The sequence below is a fragment of the Microbispora sp. ATCC PTA-5024 genome, assembly GCF_000511135.2.
Taxonomy (GTDB): Bacteria; Actinomycetota; Actinomycetes; order Streptosporangiales; family Streptosporangiaceae; genus Microbispora; species Microbispora corallina.
Genome location: NZ_KI866522.1, coordinates 1,259,938 through 1,279,844, shown reverse-complemented (window position 1 = coordinate 1,279,844; position 19,907 = coordinate 1,259,938). Strand labels below are relative to the sequence as shown.

Below are 19,907 nucleotides of genomic sequence, written 5' to 3'. Positions count from 1 at the left end.
CCGGCCGTGCGATCAGGGGGCGGCGAGGTGGCGGACGGCGGCGACGAGAGCGGCGTTGGGCAGCCCCTTGAGCAGGTAGGCGCTCACGCCCGCGTCGCGCATCTCGCTCATCGACCGGGCGTCGGCGTGGGCGGAGAACGCCATGATCCTGGTGCCGGGGCAGCGCCGCCGGATCTCGCGGGCCGCCCGCGCGCCGCCGCCTCCGGGCATCCGCACGTCGAGGATGGCGACGGCCGGCGCGTGCAGCACGGCGAGGGCGATGGCCTCGTCGGCGTCGGCCGCCTCCGCCACCACGGACAGGTCGGGCTCGGCCTCCAGCACCTCGCGGAGAACCTCGCGGATGATCGGCTCGTCGTCGCCGATCAGGACGGTCAGTGGGCCGGCCGCGGCGGTCACGGCAGCGGGTCCTCCTCGCCGTACCTGAGCGCGGGCAGCCAGAACTCGACGCTGGTGCCGCCGCCGGGCCTGCGCCGCACGCCCCACCAGCCGCCGGCCGTCTCCGCCCGCTCGCGCATCTCGATGAGGCCGAAGTGGCCGGGCCTGGTCACCCCGTCGGCGGCCTCGCCGATCCCGATCCCGTCGTCCGACACCCGGACGAGCACGCCGTGGTCGACCGACGTCAGCGACACGGCCACAGTCTGGGCCTGGGCGTGCTTCTGGACGTTGGCCAGCGCCTCCTGGCAGATCCGGAAGACGGTGATCCCAGTCTCACGGGGCGGCTCCCGGTCCAGGTGGTGCTGCAGCGTGTACGCGAGGCCCGTCCCCGGGATGATCTCGTCCAGGTAGCTGGTCAGGCCCTCCACCAGGCCGTTCTGGTCGATGCCCGGCGGACGCAGGCGGAAGGTCAGGTCGCGTAGCCGGGCGATGGCGGCGGCGACGGCCTCGTCGAGGCGGGTGACGGGCGCCGCGTGCTCCGCGGGCAGCCGGGAGGCCAGCAACTGCAGGCGCATGCCGACGGCGACCATGGACTGGATGGTGTCGTCGTGCACGTCCCAGGCGATGCGGCGGCGCTCCAGCTCCTGCGCCCTGACCAGGTGGGCCACCAGCCTGCCGCGCTCGTCGAGGGCGCGCTCGACCGTGCGGCGCTCGGTCATGTCCCGGGTGACCTTGCCGAAGCCGCGCAGGGTGCCGTCCTCGTCGAACAGGGCGGTGATGACGACGTTGGCCCAGAAGCGGGTGCCGTCCTTGCGGACCCGCCAGCCCTCGTCCTCCAGCCGTCCCTCGGCGGCGGCGGTCCGCAGCTCGCGGTTGGGCTTGCCCGCGGCCTTGTCCTCCGGCGGGTAGAAGACGGAGAAGTGGCGCCCGATGATCTCGTCGGCGGCGTACCCCTTGATGCGCTCGGCGCCCGCGTTCCAGCTCACGACGCGGCCCGTCGGGTCGAGCATGAAGATCGCGTAGTCGAGGACGCCGTGCACCAGCAGGCGGAATCTCTCCTCGCTCTCGCGCAGCGCCTGCTCGGCCATGCGGCGCTCGGTGGCGTCGCGGACGACCTCGCCGAAGCCGCGCAGGGTGCCGTCCTCGTCGAACAGGGCGGTGATGACGGAGTTGGCCCAGAAGCGGGTGCCGTCCTTGCGGACCCGCCAGCCCTCGTCCTCGACCCGTCCCTGCGCGACGGCGATCTCCAGTTCGCGGTCCGGCCTGCCCGCGGCCCTGTCCTCCGGGAGGTAGAAGGCGGAGAAGTGGCGCCCGATGATCTCCTCGGCGGCGTACCCCTTGATCCGCTCGGCGCCCGCGTTCCAGCTCACGACCCGGCCCGTCGGGTCGACCATGAAGATCGCGTAATCGACGACCTGGTCGACCAGCAGCCGCAGATCCCGGGGATCGTCGGACGCGTAGGCGGGAGGTTCCTGGCCGGCTGACAGGGGATCGGGCATACCACAGCTTCGCACGTACGGCCACGCGTCCACGTGCCGGAGCCCGCGGGAGACGGCGAACCCGGCCGAGGCGGCGGGGCTCGGCCCAGTGGCGGGGCCGATTCGAGCGCCGAGGCGGGGCGGAGCGCTGCCTTCGGTCACCGTGGCGCGGCCGGGCGGAGTCGCGGAGCCCGGCTCCGAGATGCGGCGGCGCGGAGTGGCGGAGCCCGGCTCCGAGATGCGGCGGCGCGGAGTGAAATGGCCGGGCCGGACGGCGGGGCGTGGCATGCCGGCGGTCAGGCGATGGCGGGGTCGTGGCCGCCGACGACCACGGTGAGGTAGGCCTCGAGCTCGCACCACACGACCTTCCCCCGCTGCAGGGGGGACACCCCCCAGCCGGAGCAGAGCCTCCGGACGACGTCGAGGCCGCGCCCGCCCGGGCCGGGCTCCATTCCCAGCGGCGGCAACTCGGCGCCGGCGTCGCCGACCTCCACGCGCACCAACGAGGAGCCGCCGGTCAGGCACAGGGTCGGCGCGCCGCTTCCGTGCCGCAGCGCGTTCGTGACCAGCTCGGAGACGACGAAGATCACATCCTCGCGGTGTCCGCGGTAGCCGCAGGTGGTGAGGGCGCGCCAGGTCATCTCCCTGGACATGCGGATGCTGTCCAGTCGCTCCGGTAGCTGATGCTCGATCCGGTACGACCGAGGCCCGATGCCCATCCGTCCACTCTCCGCGACGGACGGGGCGGGCGCGAGACGCATGCGGGCCCCGTCGTCAGGTGCGTGTGCAGACTGCTTTCTGGTGCGTCTGCATCAGTCGATGATGCCCTCGCGGCGGGCGATCACGACCGCCTCCAGCTTCGACCGCGCGCCGAGCTTCTCCAGCACCCGCTGCACATGGTTGCGCGCGGTGTTGCGGGCGACGCCCAGCCGGTCGCTGATCTGGTCGGTGCTCGCGCCCTCGCCGAGCAGGAACAGCGTCTCCCGCTCCCGCTCGGTGAGACGGGCGCCCGATCGCTGGACGCGTCCGGTCAGCCGGTCGAGCACCCCCGCCAGCAGGTCGGGGGAGAACACCACGGAACCGGCGGCGACCGCGCGCACCCCCGACTCCAGCTCCCGCAACGGGGCGGACTTGAGCATCAGCCCGGCTCCGCCCGCCTCCGCCACCCGGGCGGCCACCGACACCGTGGCCTCGCCCGTGAGCATGAGGACCCGGGCGCCGGGAGCGGCGGTCGTCAGGGGTTCGATCGCCGCGATCCCGTCGCCGTCCGGAAGCCGGCGGTCGAGGATCACGACGTCGGGACGCACGCGGCCGGCCTCCTCCACCGCCTCCGCGATCGACTGCGCGGAGCCCACCACCTCGACGCCTTCGGCGCTTCCGAGCGCCAGCGCGATGGCCTCGGCCACCATGCCGTGGTCTTCGACGATCAGCAGCCGGATCGCCCGTGGACGGAGCGGCTGCGGTTGCGCTGGCATGAGGGATTCCTCTGCTGGGGGCGGTCCGACTCCGCCATTGTCCCGCCTCCGCCACCGCACGACGAGGGCCGGGGCTACCCGTCCCGGACGTCCAGGCCCAGAGCGGCGGCGACGGTGATCGCCTGGTAGGGGTCGATGACCGCGCCCGTCAGCACGGCCGTGTACGGGTCGAGCGAGGACAGGTCGCTGCCGCGCAGGTCGCAGCGGGACAGGTCGGCCTTCTCCAGCCGGGCGCCGGACAGGTCGACCCGGCGGAGCACGGCGCCGGCGCACCGCGCCCCGGAGAGGTCGGCCTCGCGCATCCGGACGCCGCTGAACGTCGCGCGGCGCAGGTCGGCCGCCGGGAGCGCGGTGAACGACCAGTCGCCGCCCTCGACCTTGAGCAGGTCGAACGTGCAGTCGTCGAACACGCTGCCCACAAGCTTGCAGCCGGTGAAGGCGGCGTCGAAGAACGTGCACCGGGTGAAGGCGCAGTTGACGAACGCGGCGTCCTCGTGGACGGACGCGTTGAACCGGACGTCGCGGAAGTGGCACTCGACGAACTCGGCCCCCCGCCCGGACGCCTCGGTCATGTCCACGTCGACCAGCGAGACCCGGTGGTGGCTCTCGCCGGACAGGTCCCGCCCGTCCCAGTCGGCGGAGCGGATGACGCTCTCGGTGAGCGGCGCGACGCGCCCGCGCCGGGCGTCAGCCACGATCCCCGCCCGCGCGTCGCCGGCCCCTGAGCCGGTGGAGCCCGGCGCGGGGCCGGAGACGTGACCCCCCGGGCCCGGGTTGGGGCTCGAGACGCGACCCGGGCGCGGGTTGGGGATCGGGACGCGACCCGTCGGGCCCGGGGCGGGGCCGGGCTCGGAGTGTCTGCATGCCGCCGACCCTATCCGCCGCCTCCGACAGAACCGCCGCAGCCGCCCCAGCGCCCCAGTCCGCCCCAGCGCCACAGCCGCCACATACCGCCCGGGCCGCCACAGCCGCCACAGCCGCCCGCCTCCGGCGACGGTCCCGACGGAACCCGCGACGAGGCGCCGGCATCGTGCACACCATGTCCGACGGCCGCGTCCGCACCACCTCCGAGCTGCGCGAACGCCTCCGCGGTGCCGTGGTGACGCCGGCATTGCGTTCGTCCGGCAGGACGCCGCCTCGGGGGACCGGCGGGTCAGGTGGCGTCGTTCTCGCCGCGGAGGACGGCGAGGCTGCCCCGGGCCGCCTGCCGCATGCCGGGCACGAACGCCCGTGCCGGCTCCGGCAGGCCGGACAGGACGAGTTCGACCTCCTCCGGCGAGCCCACCTCGTCGAACAGGCCGATCATGAGGTGCGCGCCCTCCATCGGGGCCGTCGCGACGACCTGCCGGGAGAACTCCGCCCACGCCTCGGGGGACACATGCGCGCGCAGGGCCGGGAACAGCAGCGGCTCCTCCCGCTCCAGATGGCCGTGGACGAGGTCGCGTACGGCGGAGGCGGCCTCGGCCAGGGCGGCGCGGCCGGTGTCGCCGATCGGCACGCCGGCGAGGGCGTCGAGCGCGCTGTCCAGCAGGTCGTGGTCCTCGGTGAGGGTGGCCAGCTCGGCGGCGGTCCCGGGGGCGGCGGCCGTGATCAGGGGCCACAGCTGCCCGTCCTCGCTCTCGTGGTGATGATGCAGGTTCGCGACGAGGAAGTCGCGCAGCTCGGCCAGCGCCCCGGCCGGCACCGAGGGCCGTCCGGCGGCCTCGGCCAGGAGCGTCGTGGCGGCGCGGTGCATCTTGTGGGTCAGATCGGTCTCGACGACCGCCGTGGGTTCCGTCCGGGTGTCTGTCACGCTCCGACGCTACTGACGAAGGTTAGTTATGGTCAATAGAGATACCTCTATTCAATGCAGTGTTCATCCAAAGGTGGGATGCTGATCGCGTGACCAGGTACCGCTCCCCCCGCCGCGAGGACGCGGCCGCCGCCACCCGCGAGGCGATCATCAGCAGCGCCCGGGACCTGTTCCTCGCCCACGGCTACTCCGGCGTAACGGTGGCGCAGATCGCCGCGGCGGCCCGGGTGGCCGTCCAGACCGTGTACAGCAGCGCGGGAAGCAAGACGGCGATCCTGTCGGCGTTGCTGGAGCCCGCGGTGAACGACCCCACCGTGAACGAGGTCCTGGACGCGGTCGCGGCGGCCACCGATCCGCGGGAGATCGTCCGGCTGACGGCCGCGGGCGTCCGGCGCACCCACGAGCGGCACTGGGCCCTGGTCTTCGGCCTGCTGCACGAGGGCGTGGGGGAGCCCGCCGCCGCCGAGGTGGTCAGAGCCGGCGTCGACGCGTACGTCGCGGCCTTGTCGACGGTCGCCGGCCGTCTCGTGACCCTGGACGCCCTGCGGCCCGGGCTCGGCCCGGACCGGGCCGTCGACCTGCTGTGGTTCTACCTCGGCCAGCGCGCCTGGTTCGTCCTGGTGGGGGAGCGGGGATGGACGTTCGACCAGGCCGAGGAGTGGCTGGCCGCCTCCGCGCGTCAGGCGCTTCTGCGCGTTCCGTAGGCCGTCGAGGGGCGTCCACTCGACCGCCGGCGGATACGGGCGGTGGGAAACCGCCGCCTCGAAGGGGCCATAATCACGTCTGAGACGTCAGGAGACATCATGGGGATCATCTCGCGCGGCTTTCAGGGCCGGCAGCGGGGCAGCGACGGGAGGCTCCCTCCCGGCCAGTACCGCGTCCACGACTTCCCGGTGCTGTCGGCGGGCCCGACGCCGCGGGTCCCGCTGGACCGCTGGGAGTTCACCATCGACACCGAGGACGGCCGGCGGCACCGGTGGTCCTGGCAGGACCTGATGAGGCTGCCGAGCGAGACGCCGACCGTCGACATCCACTGCGTGACGAAGTGGTCGAAGCTCGACACCGCCTGGCAGGGCGTCTCGCTCGACGTCCTGTTCGAGGACGTCGAGAGCGCCGCCGAGTACGCCCTGATCCACTCGTACGGCGGCTACACGACCAACCTCCCGGTGGAGGACCTGCTCGACGGCAAGGCGTGGATCGCCTTCCGGTACGACGGGGACGACCTCGCGCCCGAGCACGGCGGGCCGGCCCGGCTGCTCGTCCCGCACGTGTACTTCTGGAAGTCCGCCAAATGGGTGCGCGGCATCCGGCTGCTGGACGAGGACGAGCCGGGGTTCTGGGAGACCGCCGGCTACCACAACTACGGCGACCCGTGGCGCGAGCAGCGCTACGAGGGCGACTAGGGTGCGCCGGCTGCCCTGGCGGGTCGCCCGGCTCGCCGAGTCGCGGTGGGAGAACGACAGCGCCCGCACGCTGGTCCTGGAGGTGCCCGGGTGGCCGGGTCACCTGGCGGGCCAGCACGTCGACGTGCGGCTGACGGCCGAGGACGGCTACAGCACCCAGCGCAGCTACTCGATCGCCGCCCCGGCCGACGGGGAGCGGGTCGAGCTGACCGTCGAACGGGTGCCCGACGGGGAGGTCTCGCCGTACCTGGCCGACGTGCTGGAGATCGGAGACGAGGTCGAGATCCGCGGGCCCGTGGGCGGCTGGTTCGTCTGGCGTCCCGACGGCGCGGCGCCGGTCCTGCTGGTCGCGGGGGGCTCGGGCATCGTGCCGCTCATGGCGATGGTCAGGCAGCGCCGCCGCGCGGGGAGCCGGACGCCGTTCCGCCTGCTGTACTCGACCCGGGACCCCGGCCGCCGCTACTACGCGGAGGAGCTGCGGCGCCCGGACCCGGGGCTGGACGTCACCTACGTCTACACCCGCGCGGTCCCCGACGGCTGGTCCCGCCCGCCGGGGCGGCTCATGCTCGACGACCTCGCGGCGGGAGGATGGCCCGCCGGGTTCACGCCCGACTGCTACGTCTGCGGCCCCACCGGGTTCGTCGAGCGGGCCGCCGACCTGCTGCTCTCGCTCGGGCACGACCCGGGCCGCGTCCGGACCGAACGCTTCGGCCCCACGGGAGGCTGACATGACAGACGACCACCTCGACGGCAACGCGCTGGCCGGCCCGCTGCGGGAGATCTTCGCCGTCGACATGACCGCCGCCGTGGGGCGGTGCGCGGGCTGCGGGCTGACCGGTCCCCTCGCGACTCTCCACGTCTACGGCCCGGGACCGGGGTTCACGGCCCGCTGCCCGGGCTGCGAGGAGGTCGTGCTCCGCGTCGTCCGGGGACCGGACGCCGCCTGGCTCGACCTGCGCGGCGCCGTGTCACTGCGGATCCCGCTCGCTGACGCCGAGCCGTCCTGATCGGCCTCCCCGGACCCGCCGATCCCGGCGGAGCCCGTACGCCGGCGCACGCGCACGCTCACCCCCGCGGGGCCCGTCCCCGGACGGTCAGGACCGCCCGAGCCAGTGGTCGGGTCCGAACACCTCGTAGTGCACCGCGCCGGCCGGGACCCCCCGGGCGAGCAGGTGGGCGCGGACGTCGCGCATGAACGGCAGCGGCCCGCAGAGGTAGGCGACCAGCGAGCCGGGCAGGTCGACGGCCCCGAGGTCGACGCGGCCGACGCGGTGTCCCGCCTGCGCGTCGGGCGCCTCGCGGTAGAAGAGGTGCAGCGTGGCGCCGGGGAGCGCGGCGACCAGGGACTCCAGCTCTTCGCGGTGGGCGTGGTCGGCGGGGGAGCGGTCGCCGTGGACGACCACGACGCGACGCCGCGAGCCGGTGGCCGCGAGATGGGCGGCCATCGACACGACCGGGGTGACGCCGATCCCCGCGGAGGCGAGCAGCAGGGGCGCCTCCCCCTCGGGCAGCGTCACGTCGCCGAACGGCGCCGAGACCGTGAGCGTGTCGCCGGGCCGGGTGTTCGCGTGGAGCCAGGCGGACACCTCGCCGTCCGGGCCGCCGCCGCGCACCCGCTTCACGCTGACGCGCCACAGGTCCCGGCTCGGCGGGCCCGACAGGCTGTACTGCCGGATCTGCCGGGCGCCGTCGGGCAGCGTCACGGCGACGCTGACGTACTGACCGGGCGCGAACGCGGCGGGGATCTCCGGCCGGAGTGTGAAGGAGACGACGTCCGGGGTCTCGTCGCGCCGCTCGATCACCGTCGCCCGCATCCATGCGCCGCCGCCGGGAGAGGCGCCGCGCAGCCGCGCCTCGCTTCCGATCAGCGTGTCCGCCATCAGCCAGTAGACCTCGTCCCACGCCTGGCCGACCTCGGGGGTGACGGCGCCGCCGAGCACCTCCTCGATGGCCGCGAACAGGTACTTGTGGACCACGTCGTACTGCTCGGCCGTGACGCCGAGGGAGGCGTGCTTGTGCGAGATCCTGGCGAGCATCGCGTCCACGGGCGGGCCGGAACGTTCCACAAGGGCCGAGGCGAAGGCGACGATCGAGGCGGCGAGCGCCGCACGCTGCCTCCCGCTGGCCTGGTTGCCGCGGTTGAACAGGGTCCGCAGCAGCTCGGGGTGGTCGGCGAACATCCCCTCATAGAAGCGGGCGCTGATGTCGTCGATCGCACCGCCGATGGCGGGCAGGGTGGCGCGGACCGTCGCGGCCGACTCCGGTGAGAGCACGGCGACCTCCAAACAGGTAAAGCAGATACGAATTAAAACGGCGTCTGATTCACGGGCTCACTCGGCCGCGGGCGCCAGGCCCACGAGCAGCGGCCCCGTCGGCGAGGCGACGAGATCGCCCACGGTGACGGAGTCGAGCGAGGCGTAGAACGCCTGCTGCGCGGCGCGCAGCGCGCCCCGCAGGCGGCAGGCCGCCCGGAGCGGGCAGGGCGTCTCGCCCTCGCACGTCACGACCTCCTCCTCGCCCTCCAGCTCTCTGACGAGCCAGCCGAGCGAGGCCGACCTGCCGAAACGAGTGAGCCCGAGCCCGCCGCCGCGGCCCCTTCGGGCCTCGACGACGCCGAGATGGCGCAGCCGCGCGATGGCCTTCGCCGTGTGCGTGTACGGAATGGCCATCGCCTCCGCCACCTGGCTGGTGGTGAGCGACGCCCCCGGTTCCAGGACCGCCAGGCGCATGGTCACCCGCAGCGCCAGGTCGGTGAACTTCGTCAACCGCACACCGTCACGCTAACAAACTTGCATCCGAAATGCCAATTAAAGGATGTCCGATGGGCCGGCAGGGAGATGCGCGGACCTGCCGGCCGCCGGGTGCGACGGAGGCCTGTACCGGGGGAGGGGCGGTCAGCGTTGGTGGGCGGCGGCCTCCGCCGTCCGGCGGAACTCGTGGAGCACGGCGTCGGTGTCGGCGGCCCGGTGAACCAGGTGGACGGCGACCAGGGGTGCGGCCGGCGCCAGATCGAGCACCTCGACCCCCGCGTACCCGAACCGCCGCAGGCTCTCGGGTCCCAGGCCGACGCCGAGCCCGCACGCCACCAGGCCGAGCAGCGTGTGCAGCCCGCTCGCCTCGACGATCGACCGGGGCTCGAACCCGGCCGTCCGGCACATGGCGAGGACGGCGTCGGCGAGCGCAGGCTCTGCCTGCCGCGCGGTGAGGACGAGGGGATGTCCGGCGAGCGCGGCGACCGGGATCGGCGCCCGGCGGCGCGTCCCGCCCGGCCGGTCGGTGGTGGCCCAGGGCCCGGCTCCCCGCGCGTCGCCCGCGAGGGGAGACCCCGACGGCCGGTCGGCGGTGGTCGAGGGTCCGGCCTCCGCCGCGTCGCTCGCGAGGGCAGGCCGGTCCGCGGTGGTCCAGGGTCCGGCTCCGGCGTCGCCGGCGAGGGGAGATCCGGCCGGGACGACCGCGACGAGGCGCTCGCGGATCAGGGGGACGCTCGCCAGGTGCTCGCGCGCCGGGGCGGGCACCGGTCCGGTGACGAAGCCCGCGTCCAGATGCCCGGCCATGAGCTGGGCGAACTGCTCGGACGCCGGCGCCTCGACGAGCTCCAGCCGTACGCGGGGGCGGCGCTCGGCGAACGCGGAGACGGCCTCGGGCAGTACGGCGGCGAGGGCGGTGCCGGTGAAGCCGACCGCCAGGGTGCCGCCGTCGCCCCGTCCGGCGTCGGCGGCCTCGGCCGCCGCCAGCTCCAGATGGCGGACGACGTCGCGGGCGTGCCGGAGGAAGACACGGCCGGCGGCGGTGGGGCGGACCCCGCCGCCGGCGCGCTCGAACAGCTCCTGGCCGACGTCGGCCTCGAGTGCCTTGACCTGCTCGCGGAGCCACTCCTGGTGGACGCCGAGGGCCTGCGCCGTCCGGCCGACGTGCCCGTGCTCGGCCAGAGCCAGGGCGTACCGCAGGTGGCGCAGCTCCATCCGGCCTCCGTCGTGTCCGTCGTTGTCCGGAAACGCACAGCGATGTCGTGACTTTATCTCGCGCGTCCGTACGCCGGGCCGGCCCGCGTTCCCGCGCCCGGGAGTGTCCGGACTTATAGGTAGGAAATTTCCTACCTATAATGACCTCATGAACATCACTCGGATCCAGCTCGTCTCCGTGCCGGTGTCGGACCAGGGGCGGGCCAAGGACTTCTACGTCGGCACGCTCGGCCTCGACCTGGTACGGGACAACCCGATGGGCCCCGACCAGCGGTGGGTGGAGGTCGCCCCGGCGGGGGCGCAAACCGCGATCACGCTGGTCACGTGGTTCCCGAGCATGCCGCCGGGTAGTTCCAAGGGCCTGGTGCTGCAGACGGCGGACCTCGATGGAGACATCGAGCGGCTGCGCCGCGCCGGCGTCGTCGTCGAGGGGCCGCAGGAGGCCCCGTGGGGGCGGTTCGCCACCTTCGACGACCCCGACGGCAACGGCATCGTGCTGGCCGGTCCTCCACCGGCCGGCGTGTAGAGGGAGGAGACGCCATGGCGGCCGGCGGCGTGAGTCACCCGGTGTTCGCGCGGGTCTACACCCGCCTGAGCGAGGCGCTGGAGCGCCACGGGCTGGCCGAGCGCCGCCGGGCGCTGCTCGGCGGCCTGTCGGGCCGCGTCGTCGACGTCGGGGCCGGCAACGGGCTCAACTTCGCCCACTATCCGCCCTCCGTCGAGAGGGTCATCGCCGTGGAGCCCGAGCCGCGCCTGCGCCGCACGGCCCGGGAGGCGGCCCGGTCCGCCCCCGTGCCGATCGAGGTGGTGGACGGCCTGGCCGACCGGCTGCCGGTGCCCGGCGCGGCCGCGGACGCGGTGGTGTTCTCGCTGGTGCTGTGCTCGCTGCCCGACGTCCCCGCCGCGCTGCGCGAGGCACGCCGGGTGCTCCGGCCGGACGGCCGGCTGGTGTTCCTGGAGCACGTCCGCGCCCCCCTGCCCGGCGTTGCCCGCGTCCAGCGGCTGCTCGACGCCGGGCCCTGGCCCGTTCTGGCCGGCGGCTGCCACCTGTCCCGGGACGCCGTCGCCGAGGTCCAGGCGGCCGGTTTCGCGGTCGAGCGCCTCGACCGGTTCGCCTTCGGCGGGATCCGCAGCCCGTTCACCTTCTTCGTCATGGGCGCCGCCCGGCCGGAGGGCTGACGGGGGGAGAGGCCCGGCGGCGACGGGGATTTGACTAATCGGACCGCAGTCCACATGATGGTGAGCGTACCGGACCGCAGTCCGGTACGTCTCGAAGGAGGACCGTCATGAGCCGTCTGCTGCACATCTCCGCCTCGCCCCGGGGCGCCGCCTCTGCGTCGCTCGCCATCGCCGGGGTCTTTCTCGACGCCTACCGAGCCGCGCATCCGGAGGAGGTCGTCGACCACTTCGACCTGTGGGACGGGTCGCTGCCCGAGTTCGGCCCGGCCGCGGCCACGGCCAAGATGACCGTCATCGGCGGTGGCACCCCCACCGGGGAGCAGGCCGAGGCCTGGGCCGCCGCCGTGGCGACGTTCGAGCGGTTCGACGCCTACGACCGCTACCTGTTCAGCGTGCCGATGTGGAACTCGACGGTGCCGTACAAGCTGAAGCAGTTCATCGACGTCGTCAGCCAGCCCGGCCTGATCTTCGGCGTGCACCCCGAGACCGGGTACTCGTCGCTGCTGACGGGGAAGCGGGCGGCCGTGGTCTACACGAGCTCGGTGTGGGGGCCCGGGCTCGGCCCGGAGTTCGGGGCCGACCACCAGTCCGGGTTCTTCAACGACTGGCTGCGCTGGACCGGCATCACGGACATCCAGGAGATCAGGTTCCACCCCACGCTCACCGGGGACGCCGACCTCGCCCGCAAGCGGGCCGAGGAGAGCGCCCGGGAGATCGCCCGCGCGTTCTGACGCGTCCCGCGCCGTACGGCCGCCGGGCCTGCCTCCGTCCACAGGGCCGGTGCGGCGGTGAGAGGCACCGGCGCCGGCACGGTAGATTCGCCCGAGCGAATCGTGCGGGACGTCGGACCGGCGCCGGGACGCCGGCGGCGGGTGGGGGGAGCGGAAATGGGAGCCGAGGGCGAGATCCTCGCGGAGGCGCGGCGGCGGCGGACCTTCGCGGTGATCAGCCACCCGGACGCCGGAAAGTCGACGATGACCGAGGCCCTCGCCCTGCACGCCTCGGCCATCACCCAGGCGGGAGCCGTCCACGGCAAGGCCGGGCGGCGGGGCGTGACCTCCGACTGGATGGAGATGGAGCGGGCCCGCGGCATCTCGATCACCTCCGCCGCGCTGCGCTTCGAATACCGCGGGCACGTCTTCAACCTGGTGGACACCCCCGGCCACGCCGACTTCTCCGAGGACACCTACCGGGTCCTCGCGGCCGTCGACTGCGCGGTCATGCTGCTCGACGCCGCCAAGGGCATGGAGCCGCAGACCATGAAGCTGTTCGAGGTCTGCCGGCACCGCCGCATCCCCGTGATCACGTTCGTCAACAAGTGGGACCGGCCGGGCCGCGAGGGCCTGGAGCTGCTCGACGAGATCGAGGAGCGCACCGGCCTGCGGCCCACGCCCGTCACCTGGCCGATCGGCTCGGCCGACGCCTTCCAGGGGGTCGTCGACCGGCTCGACGGCCGGATCGTCCGCTACGCCCGCACCCCCGGCGGCGCGACCAAGGCGCTGGAGACGGAGCTGACCCCGGAGCAGGCGGCACAAGAGCTTGGCGCCGACTGGACGCGGGCGAGTGAGGAGGCCGACCTGCTGGCGGCGATCGGCGCCGACCACGACCAGAAGCGGTTCGAGGCGCACGAGTCGACGCCGGTGCTGTTCGGGGCGGCGCTGCCCAACTTCGGCGTCGCCCGGCTGCTCGACGTGCTGGTCGCCCTGGCCCCGGCGCCCGCGCCCCGGCCCGACGTGCAGGGCGCCCTCCGCCCGCTGGACGCGCCGTTCTCCGGGCTCGTGTTCAAGGTGCAGGCCAACATGGACCGGGCCCACCGCGACCGGATCGCGTTCGTCCGGGTCTGCTCCGGCCGCTTCGAGCGCGGCATGGTGCTGACGCACGCGGCGACCGGCCGGCCGTTCGCCACCAAGTACGCCCAGTCGGTGTTCGGCCAGGAGCGCACGACCCTCGACGAGGCCCATCCGGGAGACGTCGTCGGCCTGGTGAACGCCTCGGCGCTGCGCCCGGGGGACACGCTCTACGAGGGCACGGCGGTCGAGTTCCCGCCCATCCCGAGCTTCGCCCCCGAGCTGTTCGCCGTCGCCCGGGTGCGCGACACCGGCAAGGCCAAGCAGTTCCGCCGGGGGATCGACCAGCTCGACGCCGAGGGCGTCGTCCAGGTGCTCCGGTCGGACCTGCGCGGCGACCAGGCCCCCGTGCTGGCGGCGGTCGGGGCGATGCAGTTCGAGGTCGTCCAGCACCGCCTGGCCGCCGAGTTCGGGGCGGAGACCGTGCTCGACCGGCTGGAGTACACGCTGGCCCTCCGGACCGACCCGCAGTCGGCGGAGACGCTGCGCCGCCAGCGCGGGGCGGAGGTGCTCGTGCGCAGCCGCGACGAGGCCCTGCTCGCCGTGTTCACCGACCAGTGGCGGATGCGCTCGATCCAGCGCGAGCACCCCGGCCTCACGCTCGACCCCATCATCGCCGGCGCCGTCCAGGAGTCCTGACCCCGCACCCGCCCATTCGCCCGGCCCGCGCCCGCGCCTCCGCCGGTCCCCGTGTCCGCGTCGCCGTGTCCGCGTCGCCGTGCCCGCGTCGCCGTGCCCGCGTCGCCATGCCCGCGTCGCCATGTCCGCGGCTCCGCCCGGTCCTGTGCCGCGCGTCGCCGCCCCACCGTGTTGGTGCGGCGCCGGGCGATCGGGACGCGTGTCCGCATGCGGACACGCGTCTTCTCATGACCACATCCCGGAGGTACGACGGGCAAGTCCTGAAATTCCCTGACTGGGCACATAGCGGTGCCTCCAGTGAGGTGGTCATGAGAAGCATCCTCCCCCTGAAGCTGACGTTCGTCCTGGTACTGGCCGGTTTGCCAGCGGTCGGGGCCGCCACGGGCGCGTCCGCGGCGACCAACCGGGAGATCCCGGCGGCGGGCAGCACCGCCATCCAGCCGGTGGCGGCGGGCCCCGACACCGGCGTCCAGGTCCCGGAGATCCGCGGCGCGGAACCGGGCGAGCAGGACGCCCGGCGCGCGGCTCCCAGGATCGTGCCGGTCAACCGCAGCCTGTCCCGCCGCTCCGGCCACCACGGCGTCGTCGTCGGCTTCCGTCCCCCCAGGTCGAACCCCAAGGTGGCCCTGTCGTTCGACGGCATCAGCCACCGGGACCAGCGCCTCGCCAACGGCGGCAACCAGTTCTCCACCGAGCCGCCCGACCAGGGACTGTGCGCGGGCAACGGCTTCGTGCTCGAGTCGGTCAACGACGCGCTCCGCGTGTTCGACTCCTCGGGCAGGGCGCTCATCGGCGTCGCCGACCTCAACACCTTCTACGGGTACCCGGCGGCCATCGACCGGGCCACCGGCGTGCAGGGGCCGTTCGTCACCGACCCGTCCTGCTACTACGACCCCGACAGCAGGCGCTGGTTCCAGGTCGCCCTGACCCTCGAGGTGGACGCCGGCACGGGCGACTTCACCGGCGTCAACCACCTCGACGTCGCGGTGAGCACGTCGGCCAGCCCGCTCGGGAAGTGGACGGTCTACCGGGTCGCGGCGCAGGACGACGGGACCGACGGCACCCCCGCGCACCCCGGCTGCCCCTGCCTCGGCGACTACCCCCACATCGGCGCCGACGCCTTCGGCTTCTACGTCACGACCAACGAGTACGAGTTCTTCGGCGACGGGTACAACTCCGCCCAGATCTACGCCTTCCCCAAGTGGCGGTTCGTCACGACCCCGGCCTCGGTGCCGGTCGTGCAGTACGACACGACGGGCCTCGGCGCGGGCGGCGCGCCCGGCTTCACGATCTGGCCGGCGCAGTCCCCGAGCTCGCAGTACGCGCCCAACACCGAGTACTTCCTGTCGTCCGACGCGGCCGAGGAGGCGAACGGCACCGGCGCGAGCGACCACATCATCCAGTGGCGGCTGTCCGGCACGTTCGTCCTGAACACGGGCGGCACGCCTGCGCTGAGCAGGAAGATCGTCCCGGTTGGCGCCTACTCGATCCCGCCGAAGGCCGACCAGAAGCCGGGCGACTTCCCGCTGGGGCAGTGCGTGAACGACACCACCACGCCCACCCCCCTCGGACCGGGATGCTGGCGGTACCTCCTCGCCGACGAGCCCGAGCACGACGAGGCCGAGGCGCCCCTCGACTCCAACGACACCCGGATGCAGCAGGTCGTGTACGCCGGCGGGAAGCTGTGGGCGGCGCTCGACACCGCGGTGACGGTGGCCGGGCAGGACAAGGCCGGCGTCGAGTGGTTCGTCGTCGACCCGGGTACCGCCCGCGCCGACAAGCAGGGATACCTGGCGCTGGCGCACAACAACCTCGTCTACCCGGCCGTCGGCGTGAACCGGAGCGGGCGCGGCGTCATCGCCTTCACCGTCGCCGGCGCCGACTACTACCCGAGTGCCGGATTCGCCTCGCTCGACGCCCGTACCGGCGCCGGGGACGTGCAGATCGCGGCGCCGGGGAAGGGACCGCAGGACGGCTTCTCCGGATACAAGGCGTTCAACGACCCGCCGCGTCCGCGGTGGGGCGACTACGGCGCCGCGGCGGCCGACGGCGACGCCGTCTGGATCGCGTCCGAGTACATCGGCCAGTCGTGCTCGCTGGCCCAGTACACCGCCGAGCCGCTGCTCACCTGCGGCGGCACCCGGACGGCCCTGGCCAACTGGGGCACCAGGATCACCCGGCTGACGTTCTGACCCCGCCCGAGGGGCGCCGTCCGCGAGCCTCCCCGCCCGGGAACGGCCCGGGGACGGCTCGGGGACGGCTCGGGGACGGCGCCCCTCGCCGGTACGGGATCTTCCCTTGACCACGGGTCTTGACCGGCCTACTATCTGGTCACTTTGTTAATAAGGTTTATTAACAAATCCTGGAGGTCATCGGTGCGCTCCCTGATCCGACTGCTGGCGGCGCTCGCGCTGACGGCCGCGGGCGTGACGGCCCTGCCCGCGGCCGCCTCGCAGGCCGCCGCGCAGCAGCCCGTCGTGCTGCCCGGGTACAAGATCCAGTCGTCGGCCAAGGTCTCGGACGGCGGCGCGGCGATCTCCACGCCGGGCTACGGCGCGAGCGGCTGGTACGCCGCCGGGCCGCGCTCGACGGTCCTGGCCGCGTTGCTGAAGAACGGCGTCTACTCCGACCCCTTCTACTCCACGAACATGAAGTCCATCCCGGCGGCCGACTTCACCGTGCCCTGGTGGTACCGGTCGGACTTCACCCTGGGCTCGGAGACCGGGCTGCGCACCTTCCTCGACGTCACCGGCCTCATCTCCGGTGGGGACGTCTGGGTGAACGGCGCCCAGGTCGCCGCCGGCCTCACTGGCGCCTACACCAGGAACGAGATCGACGTGACGTCGCTCGTCCACGCGGGCGTCAACAGCGTCGCCTTCAAGGTCAGCCCCAACGACCCGAACAAGCAGCTCACGATGGGCTGGATCGACTGGGTGCAGACCCCGCCGGACAAGAACATGGGCATCTTCCGCGACGTCGTCGTCCGGCGGAGCGGCGCTGTCGCGCTGCGCGACGCGCACGTCGTGACGTCCCTCACCGCCGCCCTCGACCGCGCCGACCTCACGGTCAAGGTGAACGCGCGCAACGACGGCGCCTCGGCCGTGACCGCGACGATCGCCGGCACCGCCGCCGGGATGGGCTTCAGCCAGGACGTCTCGCTCGCGGCGCACCAGACGAAGACCGTGTCCGTCCCGCTCACGATCGCCTCTCCCAAGGTCTGGTGGCCGTACGGGATGGGCGGGCAGCCGCTGTACGACCTGTCGGTCACCGCGACCGTGGGCGGCACGGTCAGCGACACCGCGTCGTCCACGTTCGGCGTGCGGTCGGTCACCTCCTCCCTCGACGGCGGCGGGCACCGGCTCTACAAGATCAACGGACGTCCGCTGCTGGTGCGCGGCGGCGGCTGGTCGCCCGACCTGTTCCTGCGCTGGGATCCGCAGTACGTGCGGGACAAGCTGGAGTACGTCCGCGACCTCGGGCTCAACACCATCCGGCTGGAGGGCCACCTCGAGCCGGACGACCTGTTCGACCTGACCGACCGGATGGGCATCCTCGTCATGGCCGGCTGGGAGTGCTGCGACAAGTGGGAGGGCGAGACCAACGGGAGCGAGCCGGGCGACAAGTGGACCTCGGCCGACTACACGGTGGCCAAGGCCTCCATGGCCGCCGAGGCGGCCCGGCTGCGCGACCACCCGAGCGTCTTCACGTTCCTCATCGGCAGCGACTTCGCCCCCAACGGCACCCAGGAGAGCGGCTACCTCGACGCGCTGAACGCCGCCGACTGGAAGACGCCGGTCGTCGCCGCGGCCTCCGACAACTCCTCGCCGCAGCTGGGAAGCTCCGGCATGAAGATGGACGGGCCGTACGACTGGATCCCGCCGAACTACTGGTACACCAAGCAGCTCGGCGGCGCGTTCGGCTTCGCCTCGGAGGTCAGCGCCGGGCCCGACGTGCCGACGCTCGACTCGCTGAAGCGCATGATGTCGTCGAGCGAGCTGAACACGCTGTGGCAGAACGCGAGCGCCACGCAGTACCACCGCTCGCCGTCGGACACGTTCGGCACGCTGAAGCTGTTCGACGACGCGCTCACCGGCCGGTACGGCGCGCCTTCCAGCCTGGACGACTACGTGCGGAAGGCGCAGCTCGCGCAGTACGAGAACACGCGCGCCCAGTTCGAGGCGTTCGGCCGCAACTTCACCGACTCCGCCAACCCCGCCACGGGCGTCATCTACTGGATGCTGAACAGCGGCTGGAGCTCGCTGCACTGGCAGCTGTTCGACACCTACCTCGACCAGGGCGGGTCGTACTGGGGCACCAGGAAGGCGATGACCCCCCTCCATGTGCAGTACTCCTACGACAACCGCTCGGTCGTCGTGGTCAACTCCACTCATAAGGCGGCCTCGGGGCTGACCGTGAAGACCGACGTGTTCAACCTCGACGGGACGAACAAGTACAGCAGCACGGCCACGGTCACCGCCCCCGCCGACGGCGGCCGGGTCACCGCCGTGACCGTCCCCTCGTCCATCAGCGGGCTGAACACCACCTACCTGCTGCGGCTCACGCTCAGCGACGCGAGCGGCGAGATCGACAGGAACGTCTACTGGCTGTCCACGGCCAAGGACGTCCTCGACTACGGCAACAGCGACTGGTACTACACGCCCACGACGTCGTACGCCGACCTCAAGGGGCTGGCGGGCATGGCACGGGCGCCGATCTCGGTGACCGCGACGTCGCCGGGCGCGGGCACGGCCACGGTCACGGTGACGAACACCGGCACCGGCAAGCTCCCCGCGTTCTACCTGGACGCCCACGTGGTCGACGCGGCGGGCAAGCCGGTCCTGCCGGCCATCTGGTCGGACAACGCCATCAGCCTCTGGCCGGGGGAGTCGAAGACGCTCACGGTCACCTTCCGGGGCGCGGCGACCGGCGTCCGGGTCGCCGGGTGGAACACCGCCACCGCGACGGCGAGCTTCGGGTCCCCGGCCGCGCGGGACTACCAGGCCGAGGACGCGACGCTCTCCCAGGCCGGCGTCTTCACCAACCACACCGGCTACACCGGCACGGGCTTCGTCGACTACACCAACGTCGCCGGGTCGTACGTCGAGTGGACGGTGGACGCCGCCTCGGCCGGGCCCGCGACCCTGACCTTCCGGTACGCCAACGGCACGACGGCCGACCGGCCCATGGACATCGCGGTCAACGGCACGGTCGTGGCGGCGCGCACCTCGTTCGCGGCCACGGCCAACTGGGACACCTGGGCGACCGTCTCCGTCCCGGTGACCCTCGCCGCCGGGACGAACCGGATCCGGGCCACCGCCACCGCAACGACCGGCGGCCCGAACGTCGACAAGCTGACCGTCGGCTGAGGGCCTCGCGGCGGACGCCGCCGGGGGCGCGTCGCATGGGCGACGTCCTCGTGGCGGCGGCCGCCGCGGCCGGGCCGGGCACCTCCGGGCGGCGGCCGCGTCTGTCAGGCGACGGTCGCCGCCACCTGGGGGAGCAGCGCGGCGACCTCGCCCGGCGTGGGCGGCGAGGCGCCCTCCCGGGTGCAGACCACGGCCGCCGCGGCGCAGCCGTGCCGCAGCGCGCGGGCGACGTCCTCGACGGTGAGGGCGGCGACGCCGTCGAGCTCCGCCAGGTAGGCGGCGGTGAACGTGTCGCCCGCGCCGACCGTGTCGGCGACCTCCACGGCGGGCGCGGGACAGGTCACAAGCCGGTCCCCGAGCACCGCGACCGCGCCGTCCGCGCCGCGCGTGA

At 73.5% G+C, this 19,907-nt stretch carries 20 protein-coding genes; 10 read left to right on the top strand and 10 right to left on the bottom strand.

Annotated features, from left to right (window positions below):
* Positions 1-12: 12 nt before the first annotated feature.
* The 6 genes from MPTA5024_RS05740 to MPTA5024_RS05715 form a co-directional block, all read right to left on the bottom strand.
* Positions 13-396: a response regulator gene (locus tag MPTA5024_RS05740; protein ID WP_198166961.1), complete on the bottom strand. Its 384-nt coding sequence runs from the start codon at positions 394-396 to the stop codon at positions 13-15.
* Entirely contained in the window at positions 393-1,874 is a 1,482-nt protein-coding gene (locus MPTA5024_RS05735) for a PAS domain-containing sensor histidine kinase (RefSeq protein WP_051457740.1), read from the bottom strand. Before MPTA5024_RS05735 ends, MPTA5024_RS05740 begins: the two co-directional genes overlap by 4 nt.
* A 275-nt stretch (positions 1,875-2,149) precedes the next feature.
* Complete coding sequence (locus tag MPTA5024_RS05730) at positions 2,150-2,572, bottom strand: ATP-binding protein (RefSeq protein ID WP_051457739.1); 423 nt, start codon at positions 2,570-2,572, stop codon at positions 2,150-2,152.
* 93 nt (positions 2,573-2,665) lie between these two features.
* The gene (locus MPTA5024_RS05725; protein WP_036320505.1) at positions 2,666-3,328 is read right to left on the bottom strand and encodes a response regulator transcription factor; all 663 of its coding nucleotides are present in this window, start codon (positions 3,326-3,328) and stop codon (positions 2,666-2,668) included.
* 74 nt (positions 3,329-3,402) lie between these two features.
* Entirely contained in the window at positions 3,403-4,023 is a 621-nt protein-coding gene (locus MPTA5024_RS05720; RefSeq protein WP_036320504.1) for a pentapeptide repeat-containing protein, read from the bottom strand.
* A gap of 458 nt (positions 4,024-4,481) precedes the next feature.
* A complete protein-coding gene (locus MPTA5024_RS05715) occupies positions 4,482-5,120 on the bottom strand; it encodes a hemerythrin domain-containing protein (protein ID WP_036320502.1) in 639 nt (212 codons plus the stop codon).
* A gap of 89 nt (positions 5,121-5,209) precedes the next feature.
* On the opposite strand from MPTA5024_RS05715, the gene MPTA5024_RS05710 reads away from it, so the two are divergent.
* From MPTA5024_RS05710 to MPTA5024_RS05695, 4 genes are all read left to right on the top strand, one after another.
* Entirely contained in the window at positions 5,210-5,824 is a 615-nt protein-coding gene (locus MPTA5024_RS05710; protein ID WP_036320500.1) for a TetR/AcrR family transcriptional regulator, read from the top strand.
* Positions 5,825-5,923: 99 nt separating this feature from the next.
* Positions 5,924-6,523, top strand: coding sequence for a sulfite oxidase-like oxidoreductase (locus MPTA5024_RS05705; protein WP_036320498.1), 600 nt, complete (start codon positions 5,924-5,926; stop codon positions 6,521-6,523).
* Between the two features lies 1 nt (position 6,524).
* Positions 6,525-7,250 carry a ferredoxin reductase gene (locus tag MPTA5024_RS05700; protein WP_157099300.1) on the top strand — a complete coding sequence of 242 codons (726 nt, stop codon included), beginning with the start codon at positions 6,525-6,527 and terminating at the stop codon, positions 7,248-7,250.
* Between the two features lies 1 nt (position 7,251).
* On the top strand, positions 7,252-7,530 hold the full coding sequence (locus MPTA5024_RS05695) for a DUF6510 family protein (RefSeq protein ID WP_036320497.1): 279 nt from the start codon (positions 7,252-7,254) through the stop codon (positions 7,528-7,530).
* An 87-nt stretch (positions 7,531-7,617) separates the two neighbouring features.
* On the opposite strand, the gene MPTA5024_RS05690 is transcribed toward MPTA5024_RS05695, so the two are convergent.
* The 3 genes from MPTA5024_RS05690 to MPTA5024_RS05680 form a co-directional block, all read right to left on the bottom strand.
* Positions 7,618-8,796, bottom strand: coding sequence for a globin domain-containing protein (locus MPTA5024_RS05690; RefSeq protein ID WP_036320496.1), 1,179 nt, complete (start codon positions 8,794-8,796; stop codon positions 7,618-7,620).
* 57 nt (positions 8,797-8,853) lie between these two features.
* A complete protein-coding gene (locus tag MPTA5024_RS05685) occupies positions 8,854-9,294 on the bottom strand; it encodes an RrF2 family transcriptional regulator (protein WP_036320495.1) in 441 nt (146 codons plus the stop codon).
* 123 nt (positions 9,295-9,417) lie between these two features.
* Entirely contained in the window at positions 9,418-10,485 is a 1,068-nt protein-coding gene (locus tag MPTA5024_RS05680) for a LysR family transcriptional regulator (protein WP_051457738.1), read from the bottom strand.
* Positions 10,486-10,633: 148 nt separating this feature from the next.
* Between MPTA5024_RS05680 and MPTA5024_RS05675 the strand changes: the two genes are divergently transcribed.
* The 6 genes from MPTA5024_RS05675 (at position 10,634) to MPTA5024_RS05650 (ending at position 19,516) form a co-directional block, all read left to right on the top strand.
* On the top strand, positions 10,634-11,011 hold the full coding sequence (locus MPTA5024_RS05675) for a VOC family protein (RefSeq protein ID WP_036320494.1): 378 nt from the start codon (positions 10,634-10,636) through the stop codon (positions 11,009-11,011).
* Positions 11,012-11,025: 14 nt separating this feature from the next.
* On the top strand, positions 11,026-11,664 hold the full coding sequence (locus MPTA5024_RS05670; protein ID WP_036320493.1) for a class I SAM-dependent methyltransferase: 639 nt from the start codon (positions 11,026-11,028) through the stop codon (positions 11,662-11,664).
* Between the two features lie 107 nt (positions 11,665-11,771).
* Positions 11,772-12,395, top strand: a complete 624-nt coding sequence (locus MPTA5024_RS05665) for an FMN-dependent NADH-azoreductase (RefSeq protein WP_036320492.1) — start codon at positions 11,772-11,774, stop codon at positions 12,393-12,395.
* A 156-nt stretch (positions 12,396-12,551) separates the two neighbouring features.
* On the top strand, positions 12,552-14,150 hold the full coding sequence (locus MPTA5024_RS05660) for a peptide chain release factor 3 (RefSeq protein ID WP_036320490.1): 1,599 nt from the start codon (positions 12,552-12,554) through the stop codon (positions 14,148-14,150).
* A gap of 308 nt (positions 14,151-14,458) precedes the next feature.
* Positions 14,459-16,342 (top strand): hypothetical protein, encoded by a 1,884-nt coding sequence (locus MPTA5024_RS05655; protein WP_051457737.1) that lies wholly within the window; start codon positions 14,459-14,461, stop codon positions 16,340-16,342.
* 183 nt (positions 16,343-16,525) lie between these two features.
* Complete coding sequence (locus MPTA5024_RS05650; protein ID WP_198166960.1) at positions 16,526-19,516, top strand: glycosyl hydrolase 2 galactose-binding domain-containing protein; 2,991 nt, start codon at positions 16,526-16,528, stop codon at positions 19,514-19,516.
* A 104-nt stretch (positions 19,517-19,620) separates the two neighbouring features.
* On the opposite strand, the gene MPTA5024_RS05645 is transcribed toward MPTA5024_RS05650, so the two are convergent.
* Positions 19,621-19,907, bottom strand: a 287-nt coding sequence (locus tag MPTA5024_RS05645; RefSeq protein ID WP_036320487.1) for a carbohydrate kinase family protein, incomplete at its 5' end; no start/stop codon positions are given.

What these genes read in the sequence shown, in the direction of transcription:
- MPTA5024_RS05695 (WP_036320497.1), top strand. Translation starts at nt 7,252, where the DNA reads ATGACAGACGACCACCTCGACGGCAACGCGCTGGCCGGCCCGCTGCGG.
- MPTA5024_RS05730 (WP_051457739.1), bottom strand. Translation starts at nt 2,572, where the DNA reads ATGGGCATCGGGCCTCGGTCGTACCGGATCGAGCATCAGCTACCGGAG.
- MPTA5024_RS05680 (WP_051457738.1), bottom strand. Translation starts at nt 10,485, where the DNA reads ATGGAGCTGCGCCACCTGCGGTACGCCCTGGCTCTGGCCGAGCACGGG.
- MPTA5024_RS05655 (WP_051457737.1), top strand. Translation starts at nt 14,459, where the DNA reads ATGAGAAGCATCCTCCCCCTGAAGCTGACGTTCGTCCTGGTACTGGCC.
- MPTA5024_RS05725 (WP_036320505.1), bottom strand. Translation starts at nt 3,328, where the DNA reads ATGCCAGCGCAACCGCAGCCGCTCCGTCCACGGGCGATCCGGCTGCTG.
- MPTA5024_RS05665 (WP_036320492.1), top strand. Translation starts at nt 11,772, where the DNA reads ATGAGCCGTCTGCTGCACATCTCCGCCTCGCCCCGGGGCGCCGCCTCT.
- MPTA5024_RS05705 (WP_036320498.1), top strand. Translation starts at nt 5,924, where the DNA reads ATGGGGATCATCTCGCGCGGCTTTCAGGGCCGGCAGCGGGGCAGCGAC.
- MPTA5024_RS05670 (WP_036320493.1), top strand. Translation starts at nt 11,026, where the DNA reads ATGGCGGCCGGCGGCGTGAGTCACCCGGTGTTCGCGCGGGTCTACACC.
- MPTA5024_RS05735 (WP_051457740.1), bottom strand. Translation starts at nt 1,874, where the DNA reads ATGCCCGATCCCCTGTCAGCCGGCCAGGAACCTCCCGCCTACGCGTCC.
- MPTA5024_RS05675 (WP_036320494.1), top strand. Translation starts at nt 10,634, where the DNA reads ATGAACATCACTCGGATCCAGCTCGTCTCCGTGCCGGTGTCGGACCAG.
- MPTA5024_RS05660 (WP_036320490.1), top strand. Translation starts at nt 12,552, where the DNA reads ATGGGAGCCGAGGGCGAGATCCTCGCGGAGGCGCGGCGGCGGCGGACC.